Annotated in this window: 10 protein-coding genes; 5 read left to right on the plus strand and 5 right to left on the minus strand. The window is 37.2% G+C overall.

The genetic code is table 11. The features are described from left to right. Positions 1 to 25: 25 nt before the first annotated feature. The 4 genes from A6749_RS12075 to A6749_RS12090 form a co-directional block, all read right to left on the minus strand. Positions 26 to 1,720, minus strand: coding sequence for a M20/M25/M40 family metallo-hydrolase (locus A6749_RS12075; protein WP_066389851.1), 1,695 nt, complete (start codon positions 1,718 to 1,720; stop codon positions 26 to 28). Between the two features lie 94 nt (positions 1,721 to 1,814). Then, positions 1,815 to 2,537, minus strand: coding sequence for an amino acid ABC transporter ATP-binding protein (locus A6749_RS12080; RefSeq protein ID WP_066389852.1), 723 nt, complete (start codon positions 2,535 to 2,537; stop codon positions 1,815 to 1,817). After that, complete coding sequence (locus A6749_RS12085) at positions 2,503 to 3,213, minus strand: amino acid ABC transporter permease (RefSeq protein ID WP_407937528.1); 711 nt, start codon at positions 3,211 to 3,213, stop codon at positions 2,503 to 2,505. The genes A6749_RS12080 and A6749_RS12085 overlap by 35 nt, the downstream gene beginning before the upstream one ends. A 49-nt stretch (positions 3,214 to 3,262) precedes the next feature. Beyond that, positions 3,263 to 4,078 (minus strand): ABC transporter substrate-binding protein, encoded by an 816-nt coding sequence (locus A6749_RS12090; protein ID WP_066389854.1) that lies wholly within the window; start codon positions 4,076 to 4,078, stop codon positions 3,263 to 3,265. A gap of 312 nt (positions 4,079 to 4,390) precedes the next feature. Between A6749_RS12090 and A6749_RS12095 the strand changes: the two genes are divergently transcribed. Then, positions 4,391 to 5,782, plus strand: a complete 1,392-nt coding sequence (locus A6749_RS12095; RefSeq protein ID WP_084797817.1) for a sigma-54 interaction domain-containing protein — start codon at positions 4,391 to 4,393, stop codon at positions 5,780 to 5,782. A 318-nt stretch (positions 5,783 to 6,100) separates the two neighbouring features. Here A6749_RS12095 and A6749_RS12100 read toward each other — a convergent pair whose 3' ends face one another. Further along, the gene (locus A6749_RS12100; protein ID WP_066389856.1) at positions 6,101 to 7,003 is read right to left on the minus strand and encodes a MerR family transcriptional regulator; all 903 of its coding nucleotides are present in this window, start codon (positions 7,001 to 7,003) and stop codon (positions 6,101 to 6,103) included. A gap of 254 nt (positions 7,004 to 7,257) precedes the next feature. Here A6749_RS12100 and A6749_RS12105 point away from each other — a divergent pair, with 254 nt between their 5' ends. From A6749_RS12105 to A6749_RS12120, 4 genes are all read left to right on the plus strand, one after another. Continuing rightward, positions 7,258 to 8,325, plus strand: coding sequence for an ABC transporter permease (locus A6749_RS12105; protein WP_066389857.1), 1,068 nt, complete (start codon positions 7,258 to 7,260; stop codon positions 8,323 to 8,325). Positions 8,326 to 8,328: 3 nt separating this feature from the next. Continuing rightward, positions 8,329 to 9,060 carry an ABC transporter ATP-binding protein gene (locus A6749_RS12110; protein ID WP_084797818.1) on the plus strand — a complete coding sequence of 244 codons (732 nt, stop codon included), beginning with the start codon at positions 8,329 to 8,331 and terminating at the stop codon, positions 9,058 to 9,060. Positions 9,061 to 9,227: 167 nt separating this feature from the next. Next, positions 9,228 to 9,686: a staygreen family protein gene (locus A6749_RS12115; protein WP_066389858.1), complete on the plus strand. Its 459-nt coding sequence runs from the start codon at positions 9,228 to 9,230 to the stop codon at positions 9,684 to 9,686. A 129-nt stretch (positions 9,687 to 9,815) separates the two neighbouring features. Then, positions 9,816 to 11,042, plus strand: coding sequence for an NAD(P)/FAD-dependent oxidoreductase (locus A6749_RS12120; protein WP_066389859.1), 1,227 nt, complete (start codon positions 9,816 to 9,818; stop codon positions 11,040 to 11,042). Positions 11,043 to 11,046: the final 4 nt, after the last annotated feature.

The raw sequence follows: 11,046 nt of genomic DNA on the forward strand, positions 1-11,046 counted from the left end.
TTGAATAAATTTTCGCCATGTCTTTTTATACTGTTTTGTCAGCTAGGTGCTTAGTAGTTTGCTTGCTATCCATGCCTAATAGTCTGCAAATAACTTCATTTGTAATATTCGGTACAATTTCAGTTGAATAGTGCAATTCCATCCGCTCGTACCTATTATGAGCATCATAGCCATATGGTCCAATATTGATAGTGGGTACGTTAATGTCTCGAATTGCTTGATAATCTACATAATGTTTTGTACCCCACCCAGGATTGTTTTCACTTACTGCCCGAATACCTTCTTCGTCATCGCTTAACGCCACACAACTCATATCACACACGTATGGAAAGTAGTTCTTCGTTACGATTGGATAAGGGTAATGTGTTTGAACAGCTTCAACTGCATGATTAAGTGCATCTAGCAATTTTTGTTCACGTTCATTTTTACCAGTTAACTCCACGCGAGGTGAATAGAGGGAAGAATAGAACAAGATAATGGCCGGACTTTTATCCTTCATCCAATTCCATTCTTCTTCAACGACCCTTGCTGCAAACATTCGCGTATCGAGCGTTTTGTCTAATAGAAGCTTTGCTTTAAATGTATTCATATGTTGGATAAATGCTTCTCCGTGCTGTTCAACAAGCTGTTTCTGCATATCTTCATATACTAGTACTCTAGTTTTCCATTGTAATTCTTTATAAGGGGTCCCGCTTCTTTCACAATATTTTCGGTGTCTATCTTTCAAAGTCATTAACGCATTATCAAATGCGATTTCTGCTTGTTCCTTAAGCTTGATTAGTACATCTTTAGGCGACCAGGAATGTATAAAGAAATTATAATAAACGTAGGCAGATAATGCTGTTTGTACTGTATAGGTTGGCTTTAAATCTGTTTGTTTTAGAGAAACGGGTGGAACAGGAGTTTCTCCTAATGATTCGTCACATAACTCAGGATTGTAGCTAATTTGCCTTGTTAACTCCGCTGCTAAATAGTTTGGATCCAACCCTTCAAAGCTCGAACCTACATGTGTTTCCGAACCTGTAATAAAGAAGGAAGGTAGAAGTTTTCCAACTGTCCCTTTATATATATAACGCTTTTCATCTCCTTCAAATCGTGGCGCTACAAAATCAGAGTTTATAAGAGCTTGATAATCAAATTGATGCTCTTCTCTCCATCTCTTTAAGTCCTTAAGCGCAGATAAAACACCATGGGAACTATCTTCTTCGTCACACTCTGCTAATAATATTAGATTGCCAATTAATTCTTCAGGGTGCTCAGAATAGTATTTAAGTAGATAAAGATGACTTGCAACCCCGCTTTTCATATCTAAAACGCCACGGCCAAAATGCCACTCACCTGACTTCAAATGTTTCTTAACAAGCTCTGGTAAATCCTCATGGGATAGTGCCTTTATTAGTTCATCAGGAAAACATGCTTTATCTTTTAAATGACTGTAATCCTCAATTCCTACCGTATCAATGTGACCCATTAAGACTACAGTTTTGTTGCTTTTCTCTTTTGTACCTTTCACAAACGCAAGTACATTGTACCGTTCAATTTCATCATTCTCTGTTCTCGACATAATAAGATGAGAAGGATTTTTTTGAAAGTAAGGAAGTTTTCCTATGATATTATATAAACTGTTTGCAATATCAATTTCACCAACGGTATTGACAACGCTTTCAATGTTTACTAAATAATCAGTTAATTTTAATACATCTTCACGACTGGATAACATTTATACACTCGCTCCTTTTTTGCACTCAAATTGCTTATTATATTCTCCAATTTTTAAGCTTGAATTCACTTCTAATAGTCTCTGAAATTTTCTACTATAACACTTGTTGTAAAAAGCGACGGGTCCTCTCTTCCTTCGGTTCAGTAAAAAATTCCCTTGGACTACCTTCCTCAATTATCTTCCCATCTGCTAGCATAATTACACGGTCTGCAACTTCTCGGGCAAACCCCATTTCATGTGTAACAATCACCATGGTCATTCCATCCCTTGCTAAACCTTTCATAGTCTCAAGTACTTCGCCAACAAGTTCGGGGTCTAACGCAGATGTGGGCTCGTCAAATAATATGACATTGGGCTCCATGGCTAGCGCTCTGGCAATTGCAACCCTTTGCTTTTGTCCTCCAGATAATTGTTCAGGATATTGGTATGCTTTATCTGCCAATCCTACTTTATTTAAAAGCTTCATCGCCTTCTCAATTGCTTCCGTTTTACTTTTCTTCTTTACACGAACAGGCGCCTCAATTACATTATCCAGTACTGTCATATGCGGAAACAGATTAAAGTGTTGAAATACCATTCCCATATCTTCTCGTACTTTATTTAAATCCGTTTTATTAGTATCGATTACTTGGCCATTAATCTCAATTTCTCCGCTATTCTTTATCTCAAGAAAGTTAAGGCATCTTAATAAAGTGCTTTTTCCTGAACCACTTGCCCCAATTAGTACCACAACTTCTGATTTCTTAATTTTAATAGAAATATTATTTAAAACTTGCAATCCATCAAACGCTTTGCACAATTTTTTTACCTTGATCAAATCGTTTCCCCCTCCTACTCTTACTCTTGCCTACATCTAACCTCTTCTCAATTTTGTTAAAGATTATGGTGAATATTAGCACCAGAGTTAGATAATAAATTCCAACCACAAAATAAGTCTCAAACGGCATATAGTTTTCAGCTTGAGCAGAGAGAGCATGATTGAACAATTCTGTGACAGCAATGTATGCTACAAGTGAGGAATCCTTTAAACCGATAATAAATTGGTTTCCTAATGATGGAATTGCCCTTTTTAATGCTTGTGGGAGAATAATACGGCGCATCGCAAGAGCATATGGCATTCCTAAGGAACGAGCTGCCTCCATTTGTCCCCGATCAATCGATTGAATCGATCCTCGGAAGATTTCAGCTATATAGGCACCAGAGTGAATTCCTAAAGCAAGTGCACCTGCTGTAAAATCATTTAGTGTGAAGACACTTGAAATCCCGTAATACAAGAACATAAGCTGTACAATCAAAGGCATCCCACGTACTAGGAAAATATAAGCATCAGCTGTTTTCCTAAGAATTGTAATATTGGAAACTTTAAAAAAGGCAAAAACCAAACCAATTATCATAGCAATAGCCAACGAAACCACAGTTAGTTCAATAGTTAGCAAGGCTGCTTTTAAAAATTCAATACCATGCGTTTCGAAAATAGATGCAATACTTGTTATAAAATTCAAATTTACTTCACCTCCTAAGGATATAAAAGCACTAAAGATTTTACTTTGCTAAAAGATCTACGCCAAACCATTTAACGCTGATCTCTTTATAAGTACCATCTTCAATCATAGACTTAATGGCTTTATTGATTTCCTTCAGCAGCTCTGGATTATCCTTGTTAACCGCAATACTAATATTTTCAGTTGTTAGAATATCATCTACAGGTTTGATTTTTAACCCTGATTCTTTCATAGCAGATATCCCAACGATCTTATCTGTAATAACAGCATCAATACGGCCAGGCTCAAGGTCTTGAAGGGCGTAAATATCACTTGGAAAACTTTTTATATCTTTCGTATATAACTCGGCATGTTGTTTATAAGTACTTGCTTGCATAACCCCTATTTTTTTGTTCTTCAAGTCTGTTTTCGTTTTCAAAGTATTATTGGAATCAGCTACAAAAATTTGTGCACCAGAAATATAGTAGGGATCTGAAAAATCAACTTGTTTCGCACGTTCTTCTGTTGCAGTCATACTGCCGATGATTGCATCGTACTTTTTCCCTTTTAACCCTTGTATAATTGTCTCCCATGGGTTTGTCACAGGGTTGGACTCTAACCCGATCCGCTTAGCAATTTCCTGTCCAATTTCAACATCAAATCCTACTAGTTTATTGTCTTTTTTATAATTGAGTGGCTTAAGTAAACCACTCATGGCAAAAGTTAGTTTCCCGTCATTTACCAGTTCCATTTTTTTATTACTTTCTTTTTTTCCATCTTCTGTTCCTGATACTTTAGAACTATTGGATCCACAGCCGCTTAAAACAAAAAGTAAGAGAAAACCAACAATTAGACCTAATGATGCTTTCCTTTTCATAAAAACACTCCTCTTAATGTAATTTTTGTTTTTTACTTAGAAATTACCTATGAAACTTCTTTTGTTAATTAAATATGCAATAAATGTGCCAACTTACTATGGTTGAAAAATCAATAGTTTTTAATAAAAAATTAGAATTTAATTTGTCAATTCCGTCAACAGATTGACAATTCTGAACTATCCGAATTATCATTATACTCATCAGTAATCTACTTAATCTTTGTAATTGATAGTAGGGAAGATAACTCAAACACCATGATTTTTTTAACCTTCAAATCTAGAAGATTATCCAAATAAGGGGAGTGTTAACTGATGTCCTCGATTATTGCAATTACCAAAGTGATTAATGCATTTGCAGAGCTTTTACAAATTGAAATTGCTCTCTTTAATCCAGAAGGAGTATTGATTGCATCGACAGAAGAGTATAAAAAAAGGAAAGGAAACCGTATCTATTTGTCTTTTTTTCAAAAACAATATGAACATCCTATTAGTTTTGTAAAAAAACCTGGCCATATGAAGATGTGTAAAGGTTGTCATTTTCAAAATAACTGCCCATCAACGGCAGAAGTTGTGAAAAACATGGTAGAAAACGGAAATCATTATGGATATCTCTCATTCGTGAGTTTTTCTTCAGATGGTCAAGATAAAATGATTGACCATCAAAAAGAATACGATTATTGGATGTCAAAATTAAGTGATATTATTGTAAGTCACCTTAATGATTCTAGCTGTTCCGTATTTAAGAAAAAGCGAGAACACACTGAATACATCCTTGGAAACAGCTATAAACTAAACAAATTAAAGGAGCTTATAAAAAATATTAAAAATAGCTCTTCTTCTATTTTCATTACTGGAGAAACAGGAACAGGAAAAAGCCTACTTGCAAAGCTCATTCATGAGCAAAGCATCTTTCGCAAAGGCAACTTTGTGGAAATCAACTGCTCCAGCATTCCGGAATCATTGTTTGAAAGCGAATTATTTGGTTATGAGGAAGGAGCCTTCACTGGAGCGAAAAAGAGAGGGAAACCTGGATATTTCGAAATGGCCGATAGAGGGACACTTTTTCTGGATGAGATTGCTGATCTTCCTATACATTTGCAGCCAAAGCTTTTAAAGGTGCTGCAGGATGGTATGGTACAAAGAATTGGTGGAACAATCACAAAAAAAGTAAATGTCCGAATTATAGCTGCAGCTAATCAACCTTTAGAAAACCTTATGAAAACCAAACAGTTTCGTTCAGATCTTTATTACAGGTTAAATGTAATTCCTCTCCATTTACCCCCATTAAGAGAAAGAAAAGAGGATATTGAAGATTTAGTTCAAAATTTAATGGAAAAATTACAAACACGAACTGGAAAATTTATAAATTCTTATGATAAGAATTTTTTAGGGAAATTAAAGGAATACCATTGGCCTGGGAATATCCGTGAGCTAGAAAATGTCCTCGAGTACAGTATGAACATGGAAAGAACTATGAAGTTGACAGTAGCCTCCCTACCTGACTTCTTAATGAAAGACATACCGCCATCCATTTCAGCAAAGAATGGAGCATTGAAAGATACGGAAAAAGAGGTAATTATCGAAAAACTCCACCAGTATGGCTACGACCTGGAAGGAAAAAAGCAAGCTGCTACAGCTTTAGGAGTAAGTGTACGAACCTTATATCGAAAAATGGGCAACCTTGGGATATCTGTTCCAAAATAAAGTAGTATGGTACATAAAAAGAAGGAAGAAAACAACCTTTCTTTTAACCAAAGAAAAGTTGTTTTCTTTATTTAGCCAATTCAAATAAGACCCTATCAGCAGATTCCAAGGAGCTCTTTTCAGCCGACCTCAAGATGCCTCTAGCACTATAGCCGTGCAGACTCTTCTCCTACCCCCTATAATGATGATAACATTAAAAACGTATTTTATTTCTAATGCTCTTAATTTGGCTCTTAAGTGAGATTATTAATGATTGTTCCTTAATAAAATTTATAGTAAAAAACAGTAGGTCGATTCCTACTGCTATCTTAGAATAGATTATTTTAATATGTCTTCAATAGAATTTGTCACAGTAATGGCCCGTGGTTTATAGCCGGAGAGATTAGAGACTGCCCCTTGGCCGCCAAGGTAAAAAGCTATGTCCTTTTGCTTTTCAGCAAATTGATCCAATCTCCGCAGCAGTTTAGGGTCTGTTTCAAATGGTATGGTAGCTGTAGCGGACAACAAGACCACATCTGGCTTTAATTTGCCTACCAATGATTCAATCGCACCTGGAGCAGGGGAAGCTCCGATTAATTGGGTTTTCCATCCTTTCATCATGAAACGCAATAGGATCAAATGCAGTGGTACTTCATGATGTTCATATGGCAGACATGCTCCGAGCACGAACGGAGCATTTTCCCGATATTGATAATTTCTTCGAATTTGAACCAAGAAATCCCTTACAACCAGACTCGATACCGATTCCTGATATTCATCCCACTCCTGAGTCTCCCACTTTCTTCCTACCTCTTTTAAAAAAGGGACCACGATATCGGTTAAAAAACGCTCCAGCCCTACATGATGATACGCCTGTTTTAAGATAAAATTTAATTCTATTTCATCACAGTGCTTGCCTTTTTCCAGAAGCTGAAAGACATACTCATTCCATTGCTCATAATCAGGGGATTTTCCCTTCTGTATTGGTACCTCAGGGTCTTCAGCAAACACTTTTACAAGATGGGCAGCTTGTTTAAGCGAATGGCCTTGTTCCGAAAGTAATTTGATTTTTAAAAGCGTTTTGACATCCTGTTGACTATATATTCTATATCCATTCTCCAAACGCTTCGGTTGAATAATCCCATAACGTTCTTCCCATTTTCTAATCACTTGTTTCGATAATCCGGTCATATCTGCGACTTGTTGAATCGCAAATAATCCATTTTCATCGGATTGAATCATCTATTTCATCCCCTTAACACCTTATCCGAATCCCCGGAGGCATAATTAGTATAACGAATACTTGTACTTTGTACAACGTTATCACCATAAACATTGGACAAAGAATAAAGTTGACAATATCCTTCCTGATTACAAAATGCCAGAACCAAGGTATAATGTTTTTAATATTTTATTATACAAAGGTTTGACAAATCAATTTATCTCCGATAATAATTAGATAAATAGAATTTTAATATGAGAAAGGGAGTGACATGGTGTTTTTAGCATGGCAGGAAATCAAAAAAAATAAACTTCGTTTCACCTTGATTACAGGGATTTTAATGCTAGTTTCCTATCTTGTATTTTTTCTCTCCGGACTTGCAACTGGTCTCGCTAGTCTGAATAGGGAAGCGGTTGATAAATGGCAAGCGTCGGCTATTATCCTTACCGATGAATCAGATAAAAGCTTGTATCAATCATCCATGTCGATCAAGCAGCTTAACGACATTAAAGCGAAAAAAACGGCTGTAATCGGTCAACTAAACGCGATTGCCAGCAACGGCGACAACAAGCAAAATATATCTCTCTTTGGTATTAACAAAGAGGAATTTCTGATGCCCAATGTGACGGAAGGAAGGACTTTTAAAAAAGCAAATGAAGTGATTGCTGACGATTCACTTAAAGACAAAGGATTCAAATTAGGTGATTCATTATCCTTGTCCTCCAGTGACCAACAGTTAACGATTGTTGGATTTACAGACGATGCCAGGTTTAATGCTGCACCTGTTCTGTATGCCAATCTTGCCACCTTCCATCAAGTCAAATTTGGCGAAGCAGCGGATCAGAAAAAAGATCAAATTAATGGAATTGTTGTAAAGGATGATTCTATTTCAAATATGACCAAAAATAAGGAGCTGGACTCCATTGAGATTGAATCCTTCATTCAAAGTTTGCCTGGCTATACTGAACAAAAACTTACCTTAAATTTCATGATTTACTTCCTCTTTGGTATTTCATCCATCATCGTAGCGATTTTCTTGTATGTTTTAACTGTGCAGAAGATAAGTATGTTCGGGGTCATGAAGGCTCAAGGCATTTCCAGCATTTACCTATCTTGGTCTGTTGTGGCACAAACCTTTATTTTAGCGTTTATCGGGACAACGCTAGGATTTGCCTTTACACTTGTTTCAGGAGCCTTTTTACCGGAAGCTGTTCCGGTTTCGTTTGATTTGGCCTTGATGGTGTTCTATGGGTTAATCCTAATGGTTGTTGCAACTGCTGGTGCTGTTTTCTCAGTCTTCACGATTGTTAGAATTGATCCACTGAAAGCGATAGGAGGTTAAACCATGGCAGTGTTGGAGTTACATCAAGTAAAGAAGAGTTTTGGAAGCGGGCATACGAAAGTGGAAGCCTTAAAGGAAACGGATTTTCTTGCCGATCGAGGTGAGTTGATTGCAATCATTGGCCCGTCTGGTTCTGGAAAAAGTACCTTTCTCACGATTGTCGGGGGATTATTATCACCAACCTCAGGGGATGTAGTAATCAATGGGCAAAACCTAACCTCTTTAAATGAAAAAGCACGCTCACAAATCCGGCTCAAAGAAATCGGATTTGTGTTACAAGCGTCGAACCTGATTCCCTTCCTCTCCGTGGCCAATCAATTGAAACTATTAGACAAAGTGAAAAAGGGGAATATGTCAAAAACGGAGCGAGATCAACTATACGAGGACTTGGGAATCGCTGACTTACTCATGAAATATCCCTCCGACTTATCCGGCGGGGAACGGCAGCGTGTAGCCATCGCTAAGGCACTGTACAGCAATCCTTCGATTATTTTAGCTGATGAGCCTACAGCCTCCCTTGACTCGGACCGTGCCTATGAAGTTATGGAGCTATTGAAAAAAGTAACGAAGCAGAAAAAAACAACTACTATTGTGGTGACTCACGATATTCGGCTTGTTGGCTATTGTGACAAAGTTTACAAAATGACGGATGGTGTCCTTTCAGCAGCAATAGAGAAACATGCTAAGAGGCCACAAACTGCATTCGAGGATAAAGTCGCTAATTCAAATCATTGAGATTTAGTGTTTCCTTTCTCCTTCCTGTCATTATTTAATTAAAACTAAATGGCAGCTCCGATCAGTACACGAGAGCTGCCTTTGTTCATAATGGCGGAATATATTTAAGGAATAAACAAACGGTCATCAGCATACTGATAAAAAACCGATTGATTGGAGTTGATGACTTGAGCACTTTTTACCCAGAAAAACTATCTGTGGAATACATGGACGGTACTGCGGCAACGGAACCCGTTATTCCAAGGCGTTACACACTAACTCACTCTGATGTTACCGGAGAACTATTTTTAAACATCGGAATTCATTATGCCTGGGATAAAATTAATCCTTTGAGAGATGAAGTGTTGGGCGAATGGAAACAATGTGGAAGCTCCTTATGTTTTTGTGTTTATTTGCACGTCGATCAAGGAGAATTTAAGCCATCTGTTTCAGCAAAACGTAATGAAATATTTAGACGTGAATTACCTCTTGCATTAACAGCTATTAGATACGGCGATAGGTTTTTATTCAACAGATACCCTCATTTAGATCAAGCCCCCATCATCATTCAGTTTATGTCCGCTTATCCCCAGTTTGCAAGGCAGGAAAATTGGGGCACTTTCCAAAGAATTAGCACTAAAAAATAGTCATGATTCCAATCCATTGGCATTTGGGCACCTCTTCTATTTATTTGTACAGTTCCCTATGATTTTTGCATGGACCAAATGAGGTTGGACATATTAACATTAAACTTTCTTAATAACTGGGGGATCCCAATGAATTTACAATCTGGAACCTATTATTGGCCCACTACATTTCCTGATGCTCCATTATACCCAGCATTGGAAGAAGACCTTTCTTGTGATGTATTAATTATTGGGGGAGGAAGCTCCGGGGCTCAGTGTGCCTATTATCTTGCTGATTCTGATTTAGATGTAGCTGTAATTGAAAAATCAACCATTGGCAGCGGCAGTACTAGTACGAACACAGCCCTCCTTCAATACTCCGGTGAAAAAATGTTTACAAATATGATCAATACCTTTGGTAAAGGTTACATAGAGAGGCATTTACAATTACTGAAGGACGCCATAAAGGAAATTGAAGCAGCCTCAAAGAACGTCACCATTGATTGTGAATTCAACAGAAGAGATACTCTGTATTCCGCAAGCTGTGCAGAAGACGTTGAAAGTCTTAAAAAGGAATATGAATTTTTAAAGCAGCATAACTGTGAACTTACTTTTTTAACAAAGGAAGATATTGAAGCAAAATATCCTTTTAGCAGGGATGCTGCCATTTATTCATACAACGATGCAGAAATAAACCCCTTTAGATTCACCCATGCACTAGTGGATTACGCTGCAAGAAAAGGAATCCGTATATATGAAAATACGGAAATGAATGGTCACCATTATGATAAACAACAAGGAAAGAAGATTGTTTCTACAAAAAACGGACATACCATACAAGCCCGCTATATTATTTTTGCAGCGGGTTATGAAGGAATGGAAATCAGAAAAGAGAAAAAGGCCTCTTTTGTAAGTACATATACGGTAACAACTAATCCAGTCGAAGATCTCTCGGAATGGTATAACAGGACACTCATTTGGGAAACCGCTCGTCCCTATTTATATATGCGGACAACTAGAGATAACCGGATTATCATTGGCGGACTGGATGATAATACCACTTATCCTGAGGATCGCGATAGTAAACTAATTCACAAAAAGAATAAACTGATTGAAGAATTTAATAAAATGTTTCCCACTATTAAAGTACAGCCAGAATATTACTTATCTGCATTTTATGGAGGGACAGCAGACGGTATTCCGATTATCGGTCAATATGAAGAATATCCTAATAGCTACTTCCTATTTGCCTTTGGTGATAATGGGACGGTTTACAGCCAATTGCTTTCAAGGATTATTGTAAATGACATTATTGAAGGGAATTGTCCAGATTTAGCTTTATACCTGCAGGAACGGCCTTTGCTAAACAAGGGATGAGAAA

The sequence above is a fragment of the Neobacillus mesonae genome (genome assembly GCF_001636315.1).
GTDB lineage: Bacteria > Bacillota > Bacilli > Bacillales > Cytobacillaceae > Neobacillus > Neobacillus mesonae.